This is a genomic window from Streptomyces sp. NPDC000983 (assembly GCF_040299205.1).
Taxonomy (GTDB): domain Bacteria; phylum Actinomycetota; class Actinomycetes; order Streptomycetales; family Streptomycetaceae; genus Streptomyces.
The window spans coordinates 244,291-267,879 of the sequence record NZ_JBEPBM010000006.1; the positions used below are offsets into that span (position 1 = coordinate 244,291).

A 23,589-nucleotide genomic window follows, 5' to 3' on the forward strand; every position below is an offset into this window, starting at 1 on the left:
AGGACAGGAGAGGGCGCTAGGGCCGTACGAGGAGCTGGAACTCGAAGGAGTAGCGGCTCGGGCGGTAGATGTGGTCGCCGAACTCGACCGCGCGGCCGGTGTCGTCGAAGGTGGTGCGCTGCATGGTCAGCAGCGGGGCGCCCTCGGCCTCGGTGAGCCGCTCGGCCTCGGCGGCGGTGGCGCGGCGGGCGCCGATGGACTGGCGGGCGCTGTGCAGGGTGATCCCGGCGGAGCGCATCAGCCGGTACAGGCCGGTCGCCTCCAGCTGGGCGGTGTCCAGGTCGAGCAGCCCGCCGGGCAGGTGGTTGCAGAGGTACGCCATCGGCTCGCCGTGCGCGAGGCGCAGCCGCTCCACCCGGTGCACGTCGGCGCCCTCGGCGACGCCGAGCGCGGCGGCGATCTCGGCGGAGGCCGCGACGACGGTGTTGACCAGCACCGTCGTGGCGGGGCGCTGCCCGGCGGCCTCCAGGTCGTCGTAGAGGCTGCTGAGTTCCAGCGGGCGTTTGACCTGGCTGTGCACGACCTGGGTGCCCACTCCGCGGCGGCGGACCAGCAGGCCCTTGTCGACGAGCGACTGGATGGCCTGGCGGACGGTGGGCCGGGACAGGCCGAGCCGGGCGGCCAGCTCGATCTCGTTGCCGAGCAGGCTGCCGGGTGTGAGGGCGCCGTGCTCGATCGCGGCCTCCAGCTGCTGGGACAGCTGGAAGTACAGGGGCACCGGACTGCTCCGGTCCACACTGAGGGCGAGCGACAGGGTCGGGTCCACTTCTGGTTTCGGCACGGCCCGAGCGTAGCCCCGTGGCCGGTTGACGGGAAGTCGTGTAGTTCGATTGTCCGGACATACGCATTGACAGGGTGCGGGATGCGACCCCACTTTGTTCCCATGCGCATCGGAGTCATCGGGACGGGCCGGATCGGCACGATCCATGCGAACACACTGAGCCGCCATCGAGAGGTCGGTTCGCTGATCCTCTCGGACGCCGACCCCGCGCGGGCGGCCGATCTCGCCCTGCGGCTGGGCGAGACGGCGGCCCCCGGGATGGACGAGATCTTCCGGTGGGGCGTGGACGCCTTGGTGATCACGACGGCGACCTCCGCCCACGCCGAACTGATCGGCCGGGCGGCGCGCTCGGGCCTGCCGGTGTTCTGCGAGAAGCCCATCGCACTGGACCTGCCCGGCACGCTGGAGGCGATCGGGGAGGTCGAGCGGGCCGGGACGGTCCTTCAGATGGGGTTCCAGCGGCGTTTCGACGCGGGGTACGCGGGCGCCCGGGAGGCGGTCCGCGCGGGCCGGCTCGGGCGACTACACACCGTGCGCGCGCTCACCAGCGACCAGGCCCCTCCCCCGGCCGCGTATCTGCCCCTGTCGGGCGGGCTGTACCGGGACACGCTGATCCACGACTTCGACATGCTGCGCTGGGTGACCGGGCGCGAGGTGACCGAGGTGTACGCGGCCGGGTCCGACGCCGGTCCGGCGATGTTCCGTGAGGCGGGGGACGTGGACACCGCGGCGGCGGTGCTCACCCTCGACGACGGCGCCCTCGCCACGGCCACCGCGACCCGGATGAACGGCGCCGGCTACGACGTGCGCATGGAGCTGTCCGGTGAGCGCGACACGATCGTGGTGGGCCTCGACGACCGCACCCCGATCGCCTCCACCGAGCCGACCGGTCCCCCGGCGGCGGACAAACCCTGGCCCGGCTTCCTGGAGCGCTTCGGACCCGCCTACGAGGCCGAACTCGCCGCGTTCATCGAGGTGGTCCGGGGCGAGCGGACCAACCCCTGCGACGGCCGCGAGGCCCTCCAGGCACTGCGGATCGCCGAGGCATGCGAACTCTCCCGACACGAACACCGGCCGGTCCGGCTCACGGAACTCCCGGGCGGGAGCGCGCCGGCGGGGTGAGGCGGGGGCGGGGCGGCGGGAGCGGGCCAGCAGGGGCGGGACAGCGGGGGCGGGACAGCGGGAGCGGGTCAGCAGGGTGACACCAGGGCGGAGCCCGTCGGCGGGGCGACGCCTGTAGGGAGCGCGCCGACAGGAGCACGCCGACAGGAGCACGCCAGCGGGGTGACGTCGGGACAGAGCGCCCGGCGGGAGCCCGTCGGCGGGGCGACGCCTGTAGGGAGCACGCCGGCGGGGTGGCACCTGGGAGAAGCTCCCTGGGCGGGATCACCAAGGTTGCAGGGCACCGCCGGGGAGGATCTCCCCGGCGGTGCCACCACGGCCGTAGCACGACGCTTGAGTCAAGCCGGAGCCCCTCGGCGGGACCACCGCAGTTGTGCCGCGACGCTTGAGCGGACCTCCCCGACGGGGCCACCCCGACGACGGCGTGACGCTTGAACGCAGCTCCCCTGGCGAAGCCACGACTACGGGAATGTCGCGCGCGAGCGGGACTTCCCGGCGGGGCCGCTTCGGTCGCGTCTCGACAGCCGCGCGGAACCCTCCGGGCAGGACCACCACAGCCGCGCAGCAACACCCGCGCCGAACCCTCCGGGCAGGACCACCGCGGCCACGCCCCGACACCCGCACGCAACCCCGCGCGGAACCACGCCCACCGCCACGCGACGCCGCCGCGGAGGCGCCGGTGGCTACCAGCGCACCGGCAGGCTTCGCATGCCGCGCATCAGCATGCCGGGGAGCCAGGGGCCGGGCGGGCCGTCGAGGGCCAGGCCGGGGGCTCGCTCCAGCAGTGACCGGATGGCCGTGCGCGCCTCCAGCCGGGCCAGCGGGGCGCCCAGGCAGTAGTGGATGCCGTGGCCGAAGGCGACATGGCCGCGGTGGTCGCGGCGGATGTCGAAGCGGCCGGGGTCGGGGTAGCGCTCCGCGTCCCGGTCCGCCGCGGTGAGGCCGATCATCACCGACTCGCCCGCCGCTATCCGCCGTCCGCCAATCTCCAGCGGCTCGGCGGCGTACCGGAAGGTGGCGTTCTCCACCGGGCCCTCGTAGCGCAGCATCTCCTCGACCGCGTCGTCGACGAGGTTCATGTCGGCGCGCAGCAGGTCGAGTTGGCCGGGGTGGGTGAGCAGGGCGTGGACCCCGCTGGTGATGAGGTTGACCGTGGTCTCGTGGCCGGCGATCAGCAGGATGAAGGCCATGCCACGCAGTTCGTCCCCGGAGAGCCGGTCGCCGTCGTCGGCGGTGGTGCGGATCAGGTCGGAGAGCAGGTCGCCGCCCGGGCCCGCCGCCCGTTTGTCCTCGATCAGGTCGGTGAAGTAGGTGCCGAGGGTGACGAAGGCCTCGTACTCGCTGCCGGGGCTGCTGGGCGCGACCGTCTCGGTGGACAGCTTGCGGAACTCGGCGCGGTCCATCTCCGGCACGCCGAGCAGCTCGCAGATGACGGTGAGCGGCAGCGGGTAGGCGAAGGACTCCACCAGGTCGGCGCGGCCGTGCGGCAGCATCGCGTCGAGGAGGTCGTCGGTGATCTGCTGGACGCGCGGGCGCAGTTCCTCGACCCGGCGCATCGTGAAGGCGCGGGAGATCAGACCGCGCAGCCGGGTGTGCTGCGGCGGGTCGGAGACCAGGAGGTTCTTCCCGATGAGCTGCTCGTCCAGCGTCTCCAGGCCGATCTTGGTGCCGTCCTTGGCGAGCCGGGGGTCGGCCAGCGCGGCACGGGCCTCGGCGTGGCCGACGACGAGCCAGGTCGTGGACTGCCAGTCGGGCGGCCGGACCCGGTGGACCGGTCCCTCGGCCCGCAGGCGGGCGTAGACCGGGTGCGGATCGGTGCGGAACTCCTCCCCGAACGCCCCCAGATCGATGCCGTCGTCCGACTCCTCGATCACGTCGGCCCCTTCGAACCCGCCGAACCCCTCGGTCCCGTCGGCCTTGTCGATACCGCCCATCCCCGCTCCCCCGTGCGACTCCCCGTCACTCCCCCAACGGACGGCGACGGCTGTAAGTGCCCGTCAGCTCCCGTCCTCCCCGGATTCCTCCAGCAGCCCGGCGTCATGGGCCAGCAGGGCGATCTGCGTACGGTTGTTGAGGTCGAGCTTGGTCAGGACCCGCGAGACATGGGTCTTCACCGTGGCGACGCTCATGAACAGGCCCGCGGCGATCTCCGCGTTCGACAGTCCCCGGCCGACCGCCACGGCCACCTCGCGCTCACGCTCGTTCAGCGCCTCGACGCGCGCACGCGCACGCGTGCGGCGCGTGTCGGCGGCGGAGTCCGCGGCGTGCCGCATCAACTGCCGGGTCACGGTGGGCGACAGGACTGGATCGCCGGTCGCCACCCGTCGTACCGCGTCGACGATCTCGGCCGGCGGGGTGTCCTTGAGGACGAACCCGGCGGCGCCCGCGCGCAGGGCACGCAGCACCTGCTCGTCGGCGTGGAAGGTGGTCAGGAGCACCACCTGCGGGGCGTCGGGCCGGGACCGGAGGCGTTCGGTGGCCGCCAGACCGTCGACCGAGGGCATCCGGATGTCCATCAGGACGATGTCCGGCCGGGTGCGTTCGACGAGCTCCTCGACCTCGGCGCCGTCGGCGGCCTCCCCGACGATCTCGATGTCGTCCGCGCCGCCCATCATCAGGGTCAGACCCGCCCGGACCAGCGGGTCGTCGTCGACGAGGAGCAGTCTGATCGCAGTCATGGGGGCTACGTAATCACGGCCGGGCCCTCGCGGGGGCGCGCCGGTGCTCATGCGCGCAGGGTGACGCCGTGGCGGGTGCGCAGACGGTGCAGTTCCCAGCGGACCACCGCGGTCACCGAGAGCGGGCCGGCCAGTACGGCGAGGACCTGAACTGCGGGCGGGCCGGGCGGGAGTCCGCCCGTCACCAGGCTGATCAGCGTGAACTCCCAGACCAGTACGGCGGTGAGCAGCGCGGGCAGCGCCGCGTGCACGCCCGCCGAGTTGAACCCGGTGCGCACCGCGGGGCCGGTGGCGAAGGCGAGGAAGAACAGCAGCCAGAAGAACGGCGCGGTGAGCGCCAGTTGGGCCCACGGGAAGCCCGGGTCGAGATCTCCGCGGCCGCGGACCTCGACCATGACGAGGCCGACGACGAGGAGGGGCAGCGCGGTCACCGCGCCGACGTAGGCCAGGGCCGACCGCCCGGCGGCCCGCAGCCGGGGCCGCATGTACGCCTTCGCGGCGGGCGACGCCATCCGGAACAGGAAGGTGATCACCACGGGCCCGCTCAGGAGCAGCAGCGGCGGGGTGACGGCCAGCCTCGTCATGTACTGCTGCTGCGCCTCGCTGACGTCCTCGGGCTTGCCGTACACGACCAGCAGCAGGACGGACATGGCGACGGCCGTCCAGGCCCGTACGCGCTGTACGCGGGCCACGTCCGGGTCCTCGATGCGGCGGTGCCCGCGCGGCGGGAAGAGCAGGTGCGCCCGGTGGCGGGCGGAGCGGGCGAAGACGTAGCCGGCCATCAGCGGGAGCGTCAGAAAGGCGGTGCAGGGGAGGAGGGCGGCCACCCACACGCAGCCGTGGATCCGGTCCCGTCCGCCGCGCAACAGCACGCGCAGCGGCGGCCATTCGGCGCCGCGCAGGCCACGCAGGGACCCCCACAGCGAGGTGGGCGGCGGGGGCTGCGGCGGGAGGTACGGAGGCGGATAGCCGTACGGATGGGGCGGCGGGGGCTGGGGCGGGCCGTACGGCGGCGGGTACTGCGGCGGTGGCTGATACGGGTTGTACGGGTCGTACGGTCCCCCGGAACTCATGCTGCGACAGCCCTTCCGGCGACTGCTGGGTGATGGGAGGCACCAACCTGTTCCATCCACCCACGCAAGTCAACTGGATTGCCTCCGGGGGCAGTTGTCACCCCCAGGGCAGCCAGGCGCGTACCTCGAAGCCGCCGTCCGGGGTCGCGCCGTGGGTCAGCCGGCCGCCCGCCAGAGTGGCCCGCTCGGTCAGCCCGATGAGGCCCTGGCCGGACCCCGGCACGGGCGGCGCCTCGCTCTCGGGCGCCGGATTGCGCACCTGGACGTCGAGACCCTCGCCCGCGGCCCCCGCGACCCGGACGGTGACCTCGGCGCCGGGGGCGTGCTTGCGGGCGTTGGTGAGGCCCTCCTGGGCGATGCGGTAGGCGGTGCGGCCCACCGAGGAGGGGACGTCGGCGGGGTCGGTGACCCGGTTGTCGAGCGCGACCTTCATGCCCGCCTCGCGGGACTCGGCGACCAGCGCCTCCAGCGCGCCGAGGGTCGGCTGGGGCCGGCTCGTGTCGTCGCCGTCCCCCGCGCGCAGCACGCCGATGATCTCCCGCAGGTCCTGGAGGGCCTCGTGGGCGCTCTCCCGGATGACGCCGGCCGCCCGCACGATCTCCTCGCGGGGCGCGTCGGGCCGGAACTCCAGCGCGCCCGCGTGCACGCTCAGCAGCGTCAGACGGTGCGCGAGGACGTCGTGCATCTCCCGGGCGATGGCCTCGCGGGCCAGCCGCTGCGCCTGGTCGGCCCGCAGCCGCGCCTCGGTCTCGGCGCGCCGGGCGCGGTCGCGCAGGCTGAGCATGAGGTGCCGCTTGGAGCGCACGAACATGCCCCAGCCGACGACGGCGCCGGTCAGCACCACGCTGAGGAAGATCGACCAGCCGTAGGGGATGTCCGGGTCGGGCCGCAGCCAGAAGAAGAGCGGCGTCAGGGCCAGGGCGGCGCCGCTCACCCAGGCCACGTAGCGGAAGGGCCGGTGCACCGCGAGGGTGAACATCGCGACGACCGCGGCACCGCCCGCGGTGGTGGAGACGAATCCGACGGGCACCATCGCCACCGCCAGCCCCAGCGGCCAGCGGCGGCGCAGCCAGACCGCCGCGCAGGCCAGCGCGCCGACGACGTGGTCGAGGGCGATCACGGCTTCGGGGAGGTCCTCCCTGGCCACGGTCTCGGCGCCGAGCAGCCCGATGGCGACGGCCACCAGGAAACAGCAGAAGTCGACCACCCAGTCGCGGGCGGTACGGCGCCTGCGCCGCCCCGGGCCCCCGCCGTCGGGTTCGAGCTCGTCCACGACGGCCGAGGGCAGGAGCCAGCGCTGCTCGACGAAGGGCTGCGGGTCGGGCCTCGGCGTATCACTGCTCACGGTCGACAAATCTACGCAGACGAGCGGGCTCGCACCTCCGTCCGAGCGCGATCGTCGACCAAAGTCGCGGTACCGGAGACTTTCGGCGCGCCGCGCCCTTCGGGACGGCGACTCCGGTCGGTCCGGTCCTCGCCCCGCGGCCGATGTGGGTGGGGGTGCCGCGGGGCGAGAATCCCGGCATGAAGCAGTTGCTGGAACTACTCGGTTTCCTCGCCCTGGTGCAGGGCGTCGCCGGTCTGCTGCACGAGTTCACCAGTTGGGACTGGGGTCTCGTCCAGCGGATCGACTTCCTCGACGGCTACGGGATCTATGTGAGCGTCACGCTGCTGGTGCTGGCGTTCGCCCTGTTCGCGGCCGCCGAGAGCCGGCGGCCCGGCTGATCGCGCGCCGGGCCCCGGCCTGCCGCTCCGTTCCTCGGGCCGGACGCTCGGTTCCAGAGGGCCTGGGGTCCTGGGGGTCCTGGACTCCTGGGGCCGAGCGGGGTTCCGGCCGGTTCAGCAGTCGTAGTCGATCAGGTCGAACGAGGCGTAGTGGTCGGAGGTGTAGTAGTCCTCCTGGCTCGCCTCACCTGTGACGATCCGGCGGGCACCGCGCGTGGAGACGCCGGGGGTCTTGACCGTGTACTCGTGGTAGTACCCGCTCGAATGGCTCGGCAGGATGCCCTCGCGGTTGTAGAAGACGGACCCGTCCTGCGTGTACGGGAAGGGTCCGCCCCGCTCGATCAGGCCGAGCGTGTCGTACGCCTGGGAGGGCAGGTCGCCGTAGCAGACGTCACCTACCGCGGTGGCCGCCGCGGTCGCCGGCATCGCGGTGACGGTGCCGCCCAGCAGGACCGCGGAGAGCAGCGCCGCCGCGACTCCGGCACGGGTGGGACGGGTACGGCCGATTCGTGGGGGGAATCTCATGCCCACCATGATGACGCGCGTAGAGCATGGCATGTCAATGACAACTCCGAGATTTTCCCCTCAAGGGTGAGGAGTTTTCGGGGAGTTAACCTGCGGCCTCGGCGTCCTCCGGGAGCCCGAACTCGCCGTACTCCGGGGCTCCGAGCAGGTCGTAGCTCTGGATCGACACGCCCGTCGAGGTGACGATGCCGCCGCTGTCGCGCAGGGCCTTCGGGGTGATGCCCTCGGTGAGCAGGCGGCGGCCCGCGCCGAGGACGACCGGGAAGGTCAGCAGGTGCAGGGTGTCCAGGACGCCCAGGTCCCACAGGGAGCGGACGAGGGCGCCGCTGCCGTGCACCTGGACCTCGCCGTCGGTGCGCTCCTTGACCGCCGCGACCTCCTTCGCCAGGTCGCCGCCGAGCACCGTGGTGCCGGCCCACGCGGGGTCGGTGAGGGTGGCGGAGGCGACGTACTTCGGCAGGGAGTTGAGCGGGCCGGCGACCGGGTCCGCGGAGTCGGTCACCTTGGGCCAGTAGCCGCTGAAGATGTCGTACGTGCGGCGGCCCAGGAGGAACGCGCCGGCGCGGCCGAACACGTCGCTGATGAAACGGCCGAAGTCGTCGTCGGCGTACGGGAAGCTCCAGCCGCCCTGGGTGAAGCCGTCGCGGGTGTCCTCCTGGGGGCCGCCGGGGGCCTGGTAGACGCCGTCGAGGGAGACGAAGAGGGTGGATACCAGCTTGCCCATGGGGTGCCGTCCTTCCTGGGGCCCGGGTCTCACCGGGGGTCTGTTCTGCGCTGCCCTGTTCTGCTCGTCATGAGTTCAGACCCCGTGGGGGCCCGCAACTCATCGGTGGCCCGCCGGCGGGCTCGATGTCCGTTCGCCGCCAGCGCCTGTCCGGCGGGGGCGCTGGGATGGGGGCATGACTTCTTTCGAGAGCACGGACCTGGACGGCAAGGCGGCCCTCGTGACCGGTGGCAGCCGGGGCATCGGGGCTGCGGTCGCGCTACGGCTGGCGCGGGCCGGGGCGGATGTGGCCGTGACCTATGTGAACGGCGAGGAGGCGGCCGCGGACGTCGTACGGGCCGTCGAGGCGCTCGGGCGGCGGGCCGTGGCGCTGCGCGCGGACTCCGCGGATCCCGGGGAGGCGGCGGGGGCGGTGGCCCGTACGGCGGAGGCGCTGGGCGGGCTGGACGTGCTGGTGAACAACGCGGGGGTGGGGGTGCTCGGGCCGGTGGAGTCCCTGCCGCTGAGCGAGGTGGACCGGGTGCTCGCCGTCAATGTGCGCGGGGTGTTCCTGGCCTCGCAGGCCGCGGCGGCTCGGATGACGTCCGGCGGGCGGATCATCATGATCGGTACGTGTATGACGCAGCGGGTGCCCGGGGGTGGGGGGACGCTCTACGCGATGAGCAAGTCGGCGTTGGTGGGGTTGACGAAGGCGTTGGCCCGGGAGTTGGGGGGTCGGGGGATCACCGTGAACATCGTGCATCCCGGGCCCACGGACACGGATATGAATCCTGCGGACGGGCCTTTTGCGGCGGGGCAGGTGGGGCTTACGGCGCTTGGGCGGTTCGGGACGGTGGAGGAGGTGGCGGCTTCCGTCGTGCATCTCGTGGGGGCGGGGTATGTGACGGGGGCGGAGTTTTCGGTGGACGGGGGGCATGCGGCGTGAGCCCTCGGGGGCGGTGGGGGTTTTCGCCCCCGCCGCCCCTTCCCTTCCCGTCCCAGGGGGCGCTGCCCCCTGGACCCCCGCTCCTCAAACGCCGGAGGGGCTGAATTGGCGCCGGAGGGACTGGACTGGCCGAGTCAGGCCAGTTCGCCGTGGCGGGTGTGCAGGGTGTTGGTGCCCTCTTCCGTGAGGGTGCCGAAGAGGTGGAGGCGGGAGATTCCGCCGTCGGGGTAGATGTCCACGCGGGCGTGGGTGGCGGTGGTGGGGGTCGGGAGGAGGAAGCGGTGGTTGGTGTCGGGCTGCAGGCGGGTGCGGGGGAGGATCTCCGTCCAGTCGCCGGAGTGGCCGTCCCGGACCGAGACCGAGGCCCAGCCAGCGCTGTTGCCCTTCAGGTACGCCGTGTCGATCTCGATCGCCCGGATCAGTGACTGCGCCACGAGGCGGTAGCTGATCCAGTCGTTGCCGCGGTCCCGGCGCCGGCGGGTCTCCCAGCCGTCGTCCATCTTCCGTGAACGGCCGGGCTGGATGGTGTTCGTGGCCGGGGAGTAGAAGAGGTCCGACGCGTCCTCGACCTGGCCGCCGTTCTCCAGGGCGACCACGTCGAAGGTGCCGAGCGCCGCCAGCCAGGCCGGGTCGGGGACCACCTCGCCGTACACCCGCAGCCGGGCGATGCCGCCGTCCGGGTGCTGGTTGACGCGGAGGTGGGTGAAGCGCTGCTCGGCGAGGACCTCGAAGCCGTTGGCCGCGTGGCCGCCCACCGGCGTCCGCGGTACCAGCGTCGTCCACTTCACGTCGTCGCCGAGGAGTTCCCCGGGGGACGGGGAGCCGGCCACGCAGGCGCCCTCGACCGACACCGCCTGCGGGTAGTTGCCGCGGAAGTGCGCCGTGTCGACGACGATCCCGCGGATCACCCCCGGCGCCCCGAGCCGTACGAGCGCCCAGTCGTGGTCCTCGGACGTCGGCCAGGGGTGCTCCGCCGAGGCGCCGCACCGGCGCCGGGTCTCCCAGCCGTCCATGATCTTGCCCTTGTGCCCGAAGTGCTCGGGGTCGAACTCCGCCCGCCCGGGGATCAGCAGGTTCTCGCGCTGGGCGAAGAACTCGTCGTTGGCGGCGATCACTCCGGCCCCGAGCCGCCGGTCGGCGAGGTTGGCGTACCGGGTGAAGGGGAAGTCCGCGGTGCGGTAGTCCGCGTACGGGTCACCGCCTCCGTACGGGTTCGCGTCACCGGTGAAACTCTCAAACGCCGTCACTGCACGTACCTTTCGGAGTCGGGGCGGGATCGGTCGGGATGCGTGGGGGCGGAACGGTCAGTGGGGGCGGGTGAGCAGGCGGCCCCTCGGCTCGGTGAACTCGCCGTCCGCGACGACGCGTTCGCCGCGCAGCCAGGTCGACCTCACCACTCCGTACAGGGTCCTGCCCGCGTACGCGGTCACCCGGTTGCGGTGCTGGAGGGCCGCGGGGTCGACGGTGAAGGTCTCCTCGGGCGCGAGGACCGCGAAGTCGGCGTCCCGGCCCGCCTCGATGGCACCCTTGCGGTCGTCGAGGCCGACCAGTTCGGCGGTGCGGGAGGACATCCAGCGAACCACGTCCTCCAGTGCGTGGCCGCGCCTTCGGGCCTCGGTCCACACGGCGGCGAGGCTCAACTGGAGGCCGGAGATGCCGCCCCACGCGGTGGCGAAGTCGTCGGTCTTCAGGTCGGCCGTGGACGGCGAGTGGTCCGTGACCACGCAGTCGATCGTGCCGTCGGCGAGGGCCTGCCAGAGGAGGTCCTGGTTGGCGGACTCGCGGATGGGCGGGCAGCACTTGAACTCGCTTGCGCCGTCCGGGACTTCCTCGGCCGTCAGGGTCAGATAATGCGGGCAGGTCTCCACCGTCAGCCGTACGCCGTCCGCCTTCGCCGCGGCGATCAGCGGGAGGGCGTCGGAGGAGGACAGGTGCAGGACGTGCACGCGCGCGTCCAACCGCTTGGCCTGCGTGATGAGTTGGGCGATCGCCGTGTCCTCGGCGTCGCGCGGGCGCGAGGCGAGGAAGTCGGCGTACTTCGGCCCGCCGTGCTGCGGGGCGGCGGCCAGGTGGTGGGGGTCCTCGGCGTGCACGATCAACAGGCCGCCGAAGGAGGCGATCTCGGCCAGGGAGCGGCCCAGCCGGTCCTGGTCCAGGTGCGGGAACTCGTCCACGCCGGACGGGGAGAGGAACGCCTTGAAGCCGAACACCCCGGCCTCGTGCAGCGGGCGCAGGTCCTTGACGTTGTCCGGCAGGGCGCCGCCCCAGAAGCCGACGTCAATGTGCGCCTTGTCCTCGGCGACCTCCTGCTTCACCCGCAGGTTGGCGACCGTCGTGGTCGGCGGGAGGGAGTTCAGCGGCATGTCGACCAGGGTGGTGATGCCGCCGGCCGCCGCGGCGCGCGTCGCGGTCCAGAAGCCCTCCCACTCGGTGCGGCCGGGGTCGTTGACATGGACGTGGGTGTCGACCAGGCCGGGCAGCAGCACGTCGTCGCCGAGGTCCTCCAGCCGGGCGCCGGGGGGCGGCGGGGCGTCGTGGGCGAGTACGGCGGTGATCCTTCCGGCGGCGACCGCGACCGAGGCGGCCCGTGTCCCCTCCGGGGTGATGACACGCGTCGAGCGCAGCACCAGTTCGACCTCGGACACCCAGGACCCCTCTCCGTGCACCGGCGACCCACTCCCGCAACACGCGCTTGACTTCCACGTTACGGAATTCAACGTTCTGTTGAAGGAGTCTTCACTTCCCGCCCCCGCGCCGTCAAGGGCACCCTGCCGTTCGGCGGCCCACACCCGCCCACTCTGGACGTTTCCACAAGACGGAATTAGAATTCCGACAAGCAGAACGTAGCTACGCACAAGCGGGGAGTCAACCGGCCGCCGGGTAGGCTTCTGCCCCTCTCGCCAGCCCCGAAAGGAACGCGCCGTGCCGACGTCCAGCGCCAGCACCACCGACTCCGCCAAGTCCGCCAGCGGTGGCGTCCAGTCACTCGAGCGCGCCTTCGACCTGCTGGAGCGGATGGCGGACGCGGGCGGCGAGGTGGGCCTGAGCGAACTGTCCGCCAGCAGCGGGCTGCCGCTGCCCACGATCCACCGGCTGATGCGCACCCTGGTGGTCTGCGGCTACGTCCGCCAGCAGCCCAACCGGCGCTACGCCCTCGGCCCCCGGCTGATCCGCCTCGGCGAGTCGGCCTCCCGGCTGCTCGGCACCTGGGCCCGCCCCCACCTCGCCCGACTGGTCGAGGAGACCGGCGAGACCGCGAACATGGCCCTGCTGGACGGGGACGAGATCGTCTACGTGGCACAGGTGCCGTCCAAGCACTCCATGCGGATGTTCACCGAGGTCGGCCGACGCGTCCTGCCGCACTCCACGGGCGTCGGCAAGGCCCTGCTGGCCCACACCCCGGACGCCGAGGTGCGCGCCCTGCTCGGGCGGACCGGCATGCCGGCCGCGACCGAGAAGACGATCACCACGGCCGACGGCTTCCTCGCGGCCCTGGCGGAGGTACGGCGTCTCGGGTACGCCGTCGACGACAACGAGCAGGAGATCGGGGTCCGCTGCCTGGCGGTGTCGGTGCCGGACTCCCCCACCGCGGCCGCCATCTCCATCTCGGGCCCGGCAGGCCGGGTCACCGAGGAGGCGACCGAGCGGATCGTGCCGGTGCTCCAGGAGATCGCCCGCGAGCTCTCCGAGGCCCTGGCCACCACCCAGAACCCCACGTAGGCGGCGTGTGCCGCACGCACCCGTGCGGCACGCGTGACTGGCCCGTCACACCCACCGGCGGCACACGTGACTGGCCCGTCACACCCACCGGCGGCAAGCGCGAGCGGCCCGCACGCACCTGGGCGGACGGCGGCCCCGTACCCCTAGGACAGCCCCTGGCGCCGCCGCTCCCTCAGCGTCTCCACCGCCCGGCGCACCTCCGCCAGCCCCCGTGACAGGGCGCTGACCGAGCCGATGGCTCCCGCGATCAGCAGTAACGACCGCTGTAAGCGGGGGATTTCGGGTGTTCCGGCCAGCGTCATCGCGGCCAGCGCGGCGAGCTCCTCCTCCGCTATGCCCCGGTCCGGGAAGTCGGCCGGGAGCGCGGCGAGTTCGCGGCGCAACCGGGACACCGCGGTCCGCAGGTCCGCCACTTCGGGATTCTCGCCACTGCCGGCCAACGGCCTCTGCCCCAAGCTCCGCAACACAGCTCTCCCCCCGCGCACGCCGTTGTGCGCGTCCACTGTCGTGACTCCGTCGAGCACCCCCCGGTGTCGCCCGGGCGCCGTGGGGACGCGGGTCAGTAAACGCCACCCCTGCGCCCCGCGCCACCGCGCGGACCGAAATTCAGCCCCGGGAAACCAGGTCCCCGCCGGGGCGTCAGGTATGCAGGAGGCATGACGGAGAACGAACAGCAGGTCGCCGGGGTGATCCTCGCCGCGGGCGGCGGACGGCGGCTCGGCGGACGACCGAAAGCCCTGCTCGAACACCGCGGACGCCCACTCGTCGAACACGCGGTCGGTGTACTGCGCGCGGCCGGCTGCACCCGTATCCATGTGGTGCTCGGCGCCCGGGCCGCCGTGGTGCGCGAGCGCGCGGAACTCGGCGACTGCGTGCTGGTGGACAACCCCGACTGGGAGTCGGGGATGGGGACCTCGCTGCGGGCGGGGCTCGCCTCGCTCACCGGAACGGGCGCACGCGCCGCGCTGGTCTCGCTCGTCGACCAGCCCGGCATCGGCGCGGCGGCGGTGCGCCGGGTGCTCGGCGCCTACGACGGGGAGTCCGCCCTGGTCTCGGCCGCCTACGACGGGGTACGCGGGCATCCGGTGCTGTTCGGCGCCGCCCACTGGGAGGGCGTGGCGGGGGCCGCCGAGGGGGATCAGGGGGCGCGCGGCTACCTGAAGGAGCACGCGGCGCGGATCCGGCTGGTGGAGTGCGGGGACGTGGCGCGGCCGTACGACATCGACACCGAGGCGGACCTGGTCCACCTTGAGTGAGCGGGGTGGCACTGGGCGACACCTTGCCTCGACCCGGAGAATCTCGACATCAACAAACCATTGAAGTTCCACGATGAGGAAACTACTATCCACTGTCCAGAAGCGTCCGATCGTACAGCGGGCGCTGAACGATCCCTGCGTGCCTCTCGGCACCCGGTGCCACCGCTGAAGGAAGTGACAGCTCATGTCCGCACCAGCGCCGTCCCCGCTGGCCATCGTCGACGCCGAGCCCCTGCCCCGGCAGGAGGAGGTCCTCACCGACGCGGCCCTCGCCTTCGTGGCCGAGCTGCACCGCCGGTTCACGCCCCGGCGTGACGAGCTCCTCGCCCGCCGCGCCGAGCGCCGCGCCGAGATCGCCCGCACCTCCACGCTCGACTTCCTCCCCGAGACCGCCGCGATCCGCGCGGACGACTCCTGGAAGGTGGCCCCGGCACCCGCCGCCCTGAACGACCGGCGGGTGGAGATCACCGGCCCCACCGACCGCAAGATGACCATCAACGCGCTCAACTCCGGCGCGCGCGTGTGGCTCGCCGACTTCGAGGACGCCTCCGCGCCCACCTGGGAGAACGTCGTCCTGGGCCAGCTCAACCTGATCGACGCCTACACCCGCTCCATCGACTTCACCGACCCGGTCTCCGGCAAGTCCTACGCCCTGAAGGCGCAGGACCGGCTCGCCACGGTCGTCATGCGCCCGCGCGGCTGGCACCTGGGCGAGCGGCACCTGCGGGTGGACGGTGAGCAGGTGCCCGGCGCCCTCGTCGACTTCGGCCTGTACTTCTTCCACAACGCCCAGCGGCTGATCGACCTCGGCAAGGGCCCCTACTTCTACCTGCCGAAGACCGAGTCGCACCTGGAGGCCCGCCTCTGGAACGACGTGTTCGTCTTCGCCCAGGACCACCTCGGCATCCCGCAGGGCACCGTCCGCGCCACCGTGCTGATCGAGACGATCACCGCTGCGTACGAGATGGAGGAGATCCTCTACGAACTCCGCGACCACGCCTCGGGGTTGAACGCGGGCCGCTGGGACTACCTGTTCTCCATCGTGAAGAACTTCCGGGACGGCGGACCGAGGTTCGTCCTCCCGGACCGCAACCTGGTCACGATGACCGCCCCGTTCATGCGCGCGTACACCGAACTCCTCGTCCGCACCTGCCACAAGCGCGGCGCGCACGCCATCGGCGGCATGGCGGCCTTCATCCCCTCGCGGCGCGACGAGGAGGTCAACAAGGTCGCCTTCGAGAAGGTGAAGGCGGACAAGGACCGCGAGGCGGGCGACGGTTTCGACGGCTCCTGGGTCGCCCACCCCGACCTGGTGCCGATCGCCATGGCCTCCTTCGACGCCGTGCTCGGCGAGAAGCCGAACCAGAAGGACCGGCTGCGCGAGGACGTCGTGGTGAAGGCGGCGGACCTGATCGCCGTCGACTCCCTCGACGCGAGCCCGACCTACGACGGCCTGGTCAACGCCGTTCAGGTGGGCATCCGTTACATCGAGGCGTGGCTGCGCGGACTGGGCGCGGTCGCCATCTTCAACCTGATGGAGGACGCGGCCACCGCGGAGATCTCCCGCTCCCAGATCTGGCAGTGGATCAACGCCGGCGTCGAGTTCGAGAACGGCGAGAAGGCCACCGCGGAGCTGGCACGCACGGTCGCGGCCGAGGAGCTGGGGCGGATCAGGGAGGAGCTCGGCGCCGAGGCGTTCGCGGCCGGGCACTGGCAGCAGGCCCACGACCTGCTGCTGGAGGTCTCGCTGGACGAGGACTACGCGGACTTCCTCACCCTGCCCGCCTACCAGCAGCTGCGCGGCTGACGGTCCCTCACTTGTCCGAGTGGCCGAGGGACTTGTCCGGGGCCACTCGGTCGCGTACGGCCTGCTTCACCGCCGTGGGCTCGGGGAAGCCCTGCTCGCGGCGGTCCCAGACCACCTCGTCGTCGACGCGTACGACGAAGACGCCGCCCCTGCCGGGCTTCAGCGCCAGCTCGTCCAGCTCCGCCTCGAAGGTGGTGAGCAGTTCCTGCGCCAGCCAGGCCGCTCGGGGCAGCCAGCGGCACTGGGTGCAGTACTCGATCTCGACACGGCCACTCATCCGAGGTGCACCGACCAATCCTGTTCCGCGGCCGGCTTGCCGTGCAGGTCGGGGACCCGCTTGAGCCAGTCCGGCCGGCCTCGCTGTGTCCTCGCCGCGCGGAGTTCCTCCTCGGCGGCGAGTTCCTCCCGGGAGGGGAAGTCGGTGGGCAGCCAGGACGCGGAGGCCCGCGCCCGGGCGTGCAGGTAGGCCACGTACGCCTCGCGCGCGTCGTCGGGCGTCGCGAAGTCGGTGAGCCAGGCGTCGGGGACCTCGGCGACGATCCGGCGCAGCAGCTCCTCGGTCACCCGGGGCGCGAGTTCCGCGTCGGCGGCGCGGGTGTCGGGGGCGCTGTGGCCGAGGGCGTGGTGACGGAAGTCGTAGGCCCGGGCGGGGTCGGAGGCGTCCCAGCGGTGGTGGAAGACCAGGGCGGCGCCGTGGTCGATCAGCCACAGGCGCGGGGGCGCGGTGCCGAAGGTGGGCCAGACCATCAGGTTGGAGCTGTGCACGGTGCGGTCGACGTTGACGGTGAGGGCGTCCAGCCACACCACGCGGCCCGCCTCCAGCGGGTCGACCTCGAAGTGCCGGGCCAGCTCGGGGGTGAAGTCCTTCGCGCCCGGCAGGTAGTCCATGCCGAGGTTGAGCCCGGCGCTGGCCTCGTGCAGCTCGCGGACCTCCTGGTGCGGCTCGTGCGCGGCGACCGCCGGGTCGAAGTCGACCAGGACCAGCTCGGGAAAACGCAGCCCGAGGGCCCGCGCCAGCTCCCCCACGATCACCTCGGCCACCAGCGCCTTGCGCCCCTGGGCGGACCCGGTGAACTTCACGACGTAGGTGCCGAGGTCGTCGGCCTCGAACACGCCGGGGACGGAGCCGCCGGAGCGCAGCGGGGTCACGTATCGAACAGCAGTCACATCGCGCAGCACACCGGCCAGCCTAAGCCAGGTCAGGGGCCGGCCGGGGTGCGGGCGGGAGTGGTCAGGGGTGGGGCAGGGGGTTGGGGAGGGGGTGGTAGCGGGCGGCGGCGCCGTCCGCGGCGGTCCAGCGCAGGAGCAGGTTGGTCTTGCCGGGGAGGGTGGGCGCGTTCAGCAGGGCGGGGATCTCGGGGAGCGGGTGGGCGGCGAGGGCGCGGCGCACGGCGGGCCAGGGGTCCAGGCCCGGCCGCTGTTCGGCGAGGGCGGCGCCGACCTCCCAGAGGTGGTTCACGACCAGGCAGTACACCAGCCGCTCCCAGCCGGCGGCCCGGTCCGCGTCCGACGGCAGCTTCACGCCCTCGGCGTCCCGGAACAGCGCCCGTACCGGGGTGCCGTCGGGGCCGACGGCGACCAGGGTGTTCTGCAGATGGGCCTCCAGGACCACCCCGTGGTCGGCGAAGGCGGCGAGGACGGGCGGTACGACCGCGTCCAGGTAGGCGTCCCACCAGGCGGCCGGGTCCTCGGCGGCGCCCAGGGGGCTGCCCGGGAAGCCCTCCACCAGGCCCGCCGCCAGCAGGGGGGTCTCGTCGGGGCCGAGGTGGGCGTGGAGACCGTCGCGGACGAGTACGGCCAGTTCCTCGAAGGCGAAGTCCGCGGTGCGGTAGCCGCGGTCGCTGAGCCAGGCGCCGGGGCCCGAGGCGAACGCGCGGACCACGGCGTCGTCGGTGGCGCGGAGCCTGAGCAGGTCGTGCTTCCAGAGCCGGCGGATGTCGTTGGTGATGCGCACGTCGAGGCTGAACTTCAGGAAGAGGTCGCGTTCGGGTGCGTAGACCGTGCGGATCGCGGCCGTGGGCCAGGCGGTGAAGCCGGTCGTGCCCAGCCGGATCAGCCGGCCGTCGGCGAAGGGCTCGGTGAGGTCCACGAGGTCGAGCTGCCAGGGGTGGGCGGGGAGCAGCCGGTAGCCGGGCGGGGCCTCGCCGAGGGCGTCCAGCGCGGCCGGGTCGCCGTCCTCGACGACGGTGTCCTCGCGCAGCCCCAGCAGCACCAGCGGGAAACGGGCGTACGCCTCGGGCGCGTACGGCAGCCAGGCCGCGGCCGGGCCGCCGCCGCGCGCCTTGGGCGCCGGATGGTGGGGGTGGCCGGTGACCAGGGACTGCTCGGAGAGCAGATACGGGTCGGCGGGGGGCGCGACCCGGGCCCGGGCGGTGAGCAGGGCGGCGACGGCCTCGCGGCTGTCGGCGATCTCGCCGGGGAGTTCGGGGTTGTCGAGGCCGGTGTGCAGACGCAGTTCCTCGGCGACGAGTTTGATCAGCTCGGGGTGGCCGACCGGGTGCCAGCCGCCGTCCGCGTACACCTCGGGGGCGGTCGGGCGGCGTACGCCCCGCACCCGCAGCAGCCGTCCGCTCGGCAGCCGGTGCGCGCGGGGGTCGTCCGGCAGCGCGTGCGGCCGTGCCACCTCCCGCAGCAGGCAGTTGAGCAGGGGCGCCGCCGCGAGGGCGTCGGCGCGGTCGGCGACGTCGGTGCGCCGGGCGGCGTCGGCGTCGGCGTCGGCGGGCGGGGGCATGAGGTCCACGCGCTTCACTCGTTCTCTACGGTCTGTTCGGGCGGTGAAGATCAGTATGTCTGCACTTCGCCGTCCGGCCTGACGTCCGACTCGTACCCGAGGAGCCTGCCCGTGCACCGTCCCACCACCGCCGAAGACGAGGTAGCGGCGGAACTGGCCGAAGTACGACCGGGCCTGGTCTCCCGCTACTTGGCCGAACTGCCCGGCGCCCGGGCCGCGGTGCTGTCCCGGCTGTGGCGGGCGCTCGCCCATGAGCCGCTGCCGTGGGTGACCGGCCGGGAGAGCGGCCCGGACGGCCTGACCCTGCGTCTTCGCGACGGGCGGCGGCTGGACGGGCCGGCCGCGGACCCGTACCGCACCGACGCGTACGTGGACGCGGTCCGGCTGGCCGGCTGCGCGTACGGGGACCCGGCGCGGCTGATGGCCGATCTGGGTGTGGCGGACGGTACGGCGTTCGTGGCCGAACTCGGTCACAGCGTCGCCTCGTTGGCGCTGTCCCGGGCCGGGCAGCCGGATGACCCGGACGAGTGGCCCGAGCAGGACTGGGAGTGGGAGCAGCGGGTGGTGGACGGTCATCCCTTCCATCCCAACTGCCGTTCGCGGCCCGGGTTCTCGGTCGCCGAGCAGCTCGCCTACGGGCCGGAGCACCGGCCGGTGGTGGAGCTGGCGCTGTGGCCGGTGCCGGCCGGGCGGACCCTGTTGACCGGCGCATGGCCGGCCGAACTGCGGGACGGGGAGCGGCTGTTGCTGCCGGTGCATCCGTGGCAGGCGGCCCATGTGCTCAAGGGGCGGCCGGAGCGGGTACTGGGCGGGGCGCGTCCGCTGATGTCGCTGCGGACGCTGGCGCTGCCCGGCGGGCCGCATGTGAAGACGGCGCTGAGCGCGCGGCTGACCTCGTCGGTGCGGGACATCTCCGGCTACTCCATCGCCCTGTCGGCGACGCTGTCCGCGTTCGCGGAGTCCCTGGCCGCGCGCACCGACGGGCTGCTGTGCTTCACCCGCACGCTGGGCGCGGCGAGCGCGGACTCCCCCGATCTGGCGGCCGTGCTGCGCGAGTCGCCGCGGGAGTACGCCGGTCCGGGCGAGCGGGTGGTGCCGGTGGCGGCGCTCGCGGGCACCGGACTGCCCGCCCGCCCGGGCTGGTCGGCGGCCTTCGCGCGGCTGGCGCTCACCGCCGGGCTGCGGCTGCTGGAGCTGGGCGTGGCGCTGGAGGCGCACGGCCAGAACCTGCTGGTGGTGCTGGACGGGCGGGGCGATCCGCTGCGGCTGGTCTACCGCGATCTCGCCGACATCCGGGTCAGCCCGGCCCGGCTGGCCCGGCACGGGATCGCGATGCCGGAGCTGACCGGACGGATCGTCACCGACGACGTCGGCGCCCTGCGCCGCAAGCTGTTCGGCTCCCTGGTGGCGGGCGCCCTGGCCGGCACCGTGGGTTCGGGGGCGGCGCTCGGCGCGGCGCTGGAGACGGCCGTACGGGATCTGCCGCGGACCGGTGATCTGGCCGTGCTGCGGGAGGAGCCGCTGCCCGCGAAGGCGCTGACGCTGATGCGGCTGTCGCCGCGGACGCCCGGGGACCAGTGGGCGCTGCTGCCCAACCCCCTGCGGTGAGGGGCCGTTTTGGAGCGGAGCACTCCGGGTCAATAGGATCCGCCGATGATCACAAGAACACGGCTGGCAGCGGGGTCCTGTGCCCTGCTCGCCGCGCTGACGGCGGGGCTCGCGTTCCCGGCCGGGGCGGCCGCCGGCGAGCCCACGGGCGAGGACGCGCCGAAGGTCAACCTCGTCCTCGACGTGAGCGGCTCGATGCGGGCGCGGGACATCGACGGACAGTCCCGGATGGCGGCGGCGAAGCAGGCGTTCAACGAGGTGCTGGACGCCACCCCGGAGGAGGTCGAGCTGGGCATCCGCACGCTCGGCGCCAACTACCCGGGCGACAACCAGAAGACGGGCTGCAAGGACACCGCGCAGCTGTACCCGGTCGGGCCGCTGGACCGCACCGAGGCGAAGACCGCGGTGGCGACGCTCACGCCCACCGGCTGGACCCCGATCGGTCCGGCGCTGCTGAAGGCGGCCGACGACCTCGACGGCGGCACCGGTTCCAAGCGCATCGTGCTGATCAGCGACGGCGAGGACACCTGCGCCCCGCTGGATCCGTGCGAGGTCGCCCGGGAGATCGCCGCCAAGGGCATCGGGCTGACCATCGACACCCTCGGTCTGGTCCCGAACACCAAGATGCGGCAGCAGCTGAGCTGTATCGCGGAGGCGACCGGCGGCACCTACACCTCGGTGGAGCACACCGAGGAACTCACCGACAAGGTGAACGAGTTGGTGGACCGGGCGGCCGATCCGGTGGTGACCCCGGTGGCCACCGAGGGCGCCGACCGGTGCACCGGGGCGCCCGCGCTGGAGTCCGGCCTGTACACCGACCGCGAGGAGTTCGGGCAGCAGCGCTGGTACCGGGTGGACGTGGAGCCGGGCCAGGAGCTGCGCGCGTCGGTGAGCGTCGCCGCCGACCGGGCGGTGAGCCCCTCCTACGGGGTGCTGCTGCGGGCGGTGACCGTGCACGGCCGGGAGATCGTGCGCGGCGAGGCCGCGGGTGACGGCCGTACGGACGTCATATCGACGGGTCTGCGCTACCCGAAGGCGGAGCGCGACGACGAGGAGGCCGCGGAGACCGTGTGCCTCCAGGTGACGCACTCCTTCTCGGCGGGCGCGGGCGTGCAGACCACGCCGGGGCTGCCGCTGGAGCTGACGGTGGACATCGTGGACGGCCCCTCGGACTCCGACGACGTGGCCTCCTTCGGCCTGGGGCGCGGCTGGTGGCTGCTGGGCGTGCTCGTCCTGACCGGCTTCCTCGCCGGGGTCGTCTGGGGCTGGCTGTCGCGCTGGCGGGTCGCGGTCTGGAGGACCAACTGATGCGCATCACACGTACCTTGACCGCCGCCCTGCTGATGCTGGGGTGCGCGGCGGCGCCCGCGGTGGCGGATGACGCCCCGAAGGACGAGGCGCCCACGCGGGCGGGCACGTCCTTCCGCACGGCGACGGAGTTCGAGCAGGGCCAGGAGGCCACCGCCAAGGCCTCGGCGGGCGACTACCTGTACTGGTCGTTCCCGGCGGACGCCGGACAGCGCCCCACCGTCGCCGCGACGGTGAAGCTGCCCGAGACGCACGCGGCGGAGACCTGGCGGATCGACGTCTACGACGGACTGCGGCGCCGCCAGGCGTGCCAGTACGGCGCCCAGACGCGCACCGCCGCGGCGGACGCCGCCTCGGTGGAGCTGGCCTGTGTGCTGCGCACGGTGCGGGCCTGGTCGGAGCCGTGGGCCAACGACCCGCTGCCGGGCACCTATTACGTGCGGCTGACCGCGGTGAACCTGGCCACGGGCGACCTGGGTCTGCCGGTGGAGACCTCGGTGCGGGTGGAGTCCAAGGACATCGGCGGCGCCGCGGCGGTGGACGGCTCGCTCGGCGAGCCGCTGGTGCCGGGCGTCGCGGTGCAGGCCAAGTCGGACTCGGAGGAGGAGGATTCGGCCGTTCTCTCCAGCCTCGACCCGGAGGACGGCTGGTCCTCGGGCTGGTGGTCCGACCGCTGGGTGTGGACCGCGCTGGGCGGTGTGCTGGCCGCGCTCGCGGGCGTCGGCGGCTATGCGCTGACGCGTGGTGCGGGGCGTCCGCCGGGGGTGTGAACCGTCCGGTCGGGCCCGTCGCACTCCGGTGCGGCGGGCCCTTCGGCGTTTTCGTGGAGCGCCCTGCGACGGCGGGCCTCGGCCGTTGCGTGCAGCATCCGGCGGCGGGCCCTTCGCCGCCCCTCGGCGCGGGGTCAGCCCTCGCGCAGCGCCTTGGCGAGGGTCCCCTCGCCGGTCACCTCGATCCGCCCGGCGCGCACCGCGTCCGGCACGCTCAACTCGCCCCGCGCCACCGCCGTGCAGGTCCCGGTGTCCAGGGCGAGGCGGGCGTCGGGCTCGGCCGGTGCGGGGCCGTCGCCGTAGACGGGGCCGTCCCCGGTGCCGACGTGAAGGTGGAACCGCCCCTCCTCCAGCCGCACTTCGACCAGCCCCTCCTCCCCCTCCAGGGCCCGGAGCAGGGGCAGCGCGAACCAGTGGGCGCGCACCGCGTCGGTCGGCCGCCGTTCGCCCAGCTCGCCCTCGCCCCACGCGCCGAGCGCCTGGAGGACCGGCAGCAACCGGCTTCCGCGCGGGGTGAGTTCGTAGACGTAGGCGGCGCCCGGCGGGGGCAGTCTGCGGCGGGTGGCCAGGCCGTCGCGCTCCATGTCCTTCAGCCGTGAGGCGAGCACGTCCGTGCTGACGCCGGGGAGATCCGCGTGCAGGTCGGTGTAGCGGCGGGGGCCGGCCAGCAGTTCCCGGACGATCAGCAGGGTCCAGCGGTCGCCCACCGCGTCCAGCGCGCGGGCCGCGGAACAGTACTGGTCGTAGCTTCGGCGTGGTGACATGGGACGCAGTCTAGACATGTCATTGGACTTTCCAAGCGCCGACTTGGTAAAACCAAGTAACACCAGTCACTG

The 23,589-nt window shown here is 73.2% G+C and carries 23 protein-coding genes; 9 read left to right on the forward strand and 14 right to left on the reverse strand.

Going from position 1 to position 23,589, the window contains the following annotated elements:
* Positions 1-16: 16 nt before the first annotated feature.
* Positions 17-754, reverse strand: a complete 738-nt coding sequence (locus ABT296_RS09570) for a GntR family transcriptional regulator (protein ID WP_351925199.1) — start codon at positions 752-754, stop codon at positions 17-19.
* Between the two features lie 129 nt (positions 755-883).
* On the opposite strand from ABT296_RS09570, the gene ABT296_RS09575 reads away from it, so the two are divergent.
* The gene (locus ABT296_RS09575; protein ID WP_351925046.1) at positions 884-1,903 is read left to right on the forward strand and encodes a Gfo/Idh/MocA family oxidoreductase; all 1,020 of its coding nucleotides are present in this window, start codon (positions 884-886) and stop codon (positions 1,901-1,903) included.
* A gap of 683 nt (positions 1,904-2,586) precedes the next feature.
* Here the strand turns inward: ABT296_RS09575 and ABT296_RS09580 are convergent.
* The 4 genes from ABT296_RS09580 to ABT296_RS09595 form a co-directional block, all read right to left on the reverse strand.
* Positions 2,587-3,837: a cytochrome P450 family protein gene (locus ABT296_RS09580; RefSeq protein ID WP_351925048.1), complete on the reverse strand. Its 1,251-nt coding sequence runs from the start codon at positions 3,835-3,837 to the stop codon at positions 2,587-2,589.
* 63 nt (positions 3,838-3,900) lie between these two features.
* Positions 3,901-4,581, reverse strand: coding sequence for a response regulator transcription factor (locus ABT296_RS09585; RefSeq protein WP_351925050.1), 681 nt, complete (start codon positions 4,579-4,581; stop codon positions 3,901-3,903).
* A gap of 47 nt (positions 4,582-4,628) precedes the next feature.
* Entirely contained in the window at positions 4,629-5,654 is a 1,026-nt protein-coding gene (locus tag ABT296_RS09590; protein WP_351925052.1) for a hypothetical protein, read from the reverse strand.
* A 97-nt stretch (positions 5,655-5,751) separates the two neighbouring features.
* Entirely contained in the window at positions 5,752-6,999 is a 1,248-nt protein-coding gene (locus ABT296_RS09595) for a sensor histidine kinase (protein ID WP_351925054.1), read from the reverse strand.
* Positions 7,000-7,178: 179 nt separating this feature from the next.
* Here ABT296_RS09595 and ABT296_RS09600 point away from each other — a divergent pair, with 179 nt between their 5' ends.
* A complete protein-coding gene (locus ABT296_RS09600; RefSeq protein WP_351925056.1) occupies positions 7,179-7,379 on the forward strand; it encodes a hypothetical protein in 201 nt (66 codons plus the stop codon).
* A gap of 114 nt (positions 7,380-7,493) precedes the next feature.
* Here the strand turns inward: ABT296_RS09600 and ABT296_RS09605 are convergent, their stop codons facing one another.
* Positions 7,494-7,904: a ribonuclease domain-containing protein gene (locus ABT296_RS09605; protein WP_351925058.1), complete on the reverse strand. Its 411-nt coding sequence runs from the start codon at positions 7,902-7,904 to the stop codon at positions 7,494-7,496.
* Between the two features lie 85 nt (positions 7,905-7,989).
* Positions 7,990-8,628, reverse strand: coding sequence for a dihydrofolate reductase family protein (locus ABT296_RS09610; protein ID WP_351925060.1), 639 nt, complete (start codon positions 8,626-8,628; stop codon positions 7,990-7,992).
* A gap of 175 nt (positions 8,629-8,803) precedes the next feature.
* Here ABT296_RS09610 and ABT296_RS09615 point away from each other — a divergent pair, with 175 nt between their 5' ends.
* Positions 8,804-9,553 (forward strand): SDR family NAD(P)-dependent oxidoreductase, encoded by a 750-nt coding sequence (locus ABT296_RS09615; RefSeq protein WP_351925062.1) that lies wholly within the window; start codon positions 8,804-8,806, stop codon positions 9,551-9,553.
* A 134-nt stretch (positions 9,554-9,687) separates the two neighbouring features.
* On the opposite strand, the gene alc is transcribed toward ABT296_RS09615, so the two are convergent.
* Complete coding sequence (gene alc / locus ABT296_RS09620; protein ID WP_351925064.1) at positions 9,688-10,800, reverse strand: allantoicase; 1,113 nt, start codon at positions 10,798-10,800, stop codon at positions 9,688-9,690.
* Positions 10,801-10,857: 57 nt separating this feature from the next.
* Positions 10,858-12,198, reverse strand: a complete 1,341-nt coding sequence (gene allB, locus ABT296_RS09625) for an allantoinase AllB (RefSeq protein WP_351925066.1) — start codon at positions 12,196-12,198, stop codon at positions 10,858-10,860.
* Positions 12,199-12,475: 277 nt separating this feature from the next.
* On the opposite strand from allB, the gene ABT296_RS09630 reads away from it, so the two are divergent.
* Positions 12,476-13,273: an IclR family transcriptional regulator gene (locus ABT296_RS09630; RefSeq protein WP_351925068.1), complete on the forward strand. Its 798-nt coding sequence runs from the start codon at positions 12,476-12,478 to the stop codon at positions 13,271-13,273.
* A 143-nt stretch (positions 13,274-13,416) separates the two neighbouring features.
* Here ABT296_RS09630 and ABT296_RS09635 read toward each other — a convergent pair whose 3' ends face one another.
* A complete protein-coding gene (locus ABT296_RS09635) occupies positions 13,417-13,740 on the reverse strand; it encodes a DUF5955 family protein (protein WP_351925070.1) in 324 nt (107 codons plus the stop codon).
* Between the two features lie 189 nt (positions 13,741-13,929).
* On the opposite strand from ABT296_RS09635, the gene ABT296_RS09640 reads away from it, so the two are divergent.
* Both ABT296_RS09640 and aceB read left to right on the forward strand, forming a co-directional pair.
* Positions 13,930-14,529 (forward strand): nucleotidyltransferase family protein, encoded by a 600-nt coding sequence (locus tag ABT296_RS09640; protein ID WP_351925072.1) that lies wholly within the window; start codon positions 13,930-13,932, stop codon positions 14,527-14,529.
* Positions 14,530-14,713: 184 nt separating this feature from the next.
* Positions 14,714-16,336: a malate synthase A gene (gene aceB, locus ABT296_RS09645; protein WP_351925074.1), complete on the forward strand. Its 1,623-nt coding sequence runs from the start codon at positions 14,714-14,716 to the stop codon at positions 16,334-16,336.
* 7 nt (positions 16,337-16,343) lie between these two features.
* On the opposite strand, the gene ABT296_RS09650 is transcribed toward aceB, so the two are convergent.
* Genes ABT296_RS09650 through ABT296_RS09660 form a run of 3 tightly spaced genes read right to left on the reverse strand, consistent with a single transcriptional unit; the run spans position 16,344 to position 19,067 of the window.
* Entirely contained in the window at positions 16,344-16,613 is a 270-nt protein-coding gene (locus ABT296_RS09650; protein WP_351925076.1) for an Rdx family protein, read from the reverse strand.
* Positions 16,610-17,515: a HipA family kinase gene (locus ABT296_RS09655; protein ID WP_351925078.1), complete on the reverse strand. Its 906-nt coding sequence runs from the start codon at positions 17,513-17,515 to the stop codon at positions 16,610-16,612. The genes ABT296_RS09650 and ABT296_RS09655 overlap by 4 nt, the downstream gene beginning before the upstream one ends.
* Before the next feature lie 52 nt (positions 17,516-17,567).
* Entirely contained in the window at positions 17,568-19,067 is a 1,500-nt protein-coding gene (locus tag ABT296_RS09660; protein ID WP_351925201.1) for an IucA/IucC family protein, read from the reverse strand.
* 111 nt (positions 19,068-19,178) lie between these two features.
* Here ABT296_RS09660 and ABT296_RS09665 point away from each other — a divergent pair, with 111 nt between their 5' ends.
* From ABT296_RS09665 to ABT296_RS09675, 3 genes are read left to right on the forward strand one after another with little or no spacing between them, the layout of a single operon-like run.
* A complete protein-coding gene (locus ABT296_RS09665) occupies positions 19,179-20,675 on the forward strand; it encodes an IucA/IucC family protein (RefSeq protein ID WP_351925080.1) in 1,497 nt (498 codons plus the stop codon).
* Positions 20,676-20,720: 45 nt separating this feature from the next.
* Positions 20,721-21,983, forward strand: a complete 1,263-nt coding sequence (locus ABT296_RS09670) for a VWA domain-containing protein (protein ID WP_351925082.1) — start codon at positions 20,721-20,723, stop codon at positions 21,981-21,983.
* On the forward strand, positions 21,983-22,753 hold the full coding sequence (locus ABT296_RS09675) for a hypothetical protein (RefSeq protein ID WP_351925084.1): 771 nt from the start codon (positions 21,983-21,985) through the stop codon (positions 22,751-22,753). The genes ABT296_RS09670 and ABT296_RS09675 overlap by 1 nt, the downstream gene beginning before the upstream one ends.
* Before the next feature lie 134 nt (positions 22,754-22,887).
* Here ABT296_RS09675 and ABT296_RS09680 read toward each other — a convergent pair whose 3' ends face one another.
* Positions 22,888-23,517: a winged helix-turn-helix transcriptional regulator gene (locus ABT296_RS09680; RefSeq protein WP_351925086.1), complete on the reverse strand. Its 630-nt coding sequence runs from the start codon at positions 23,515-23,517 to the stop codon at positions 22,888-22,890.
* Positions 23,518-23,589 lie beyond the last annotated feature (72 nt).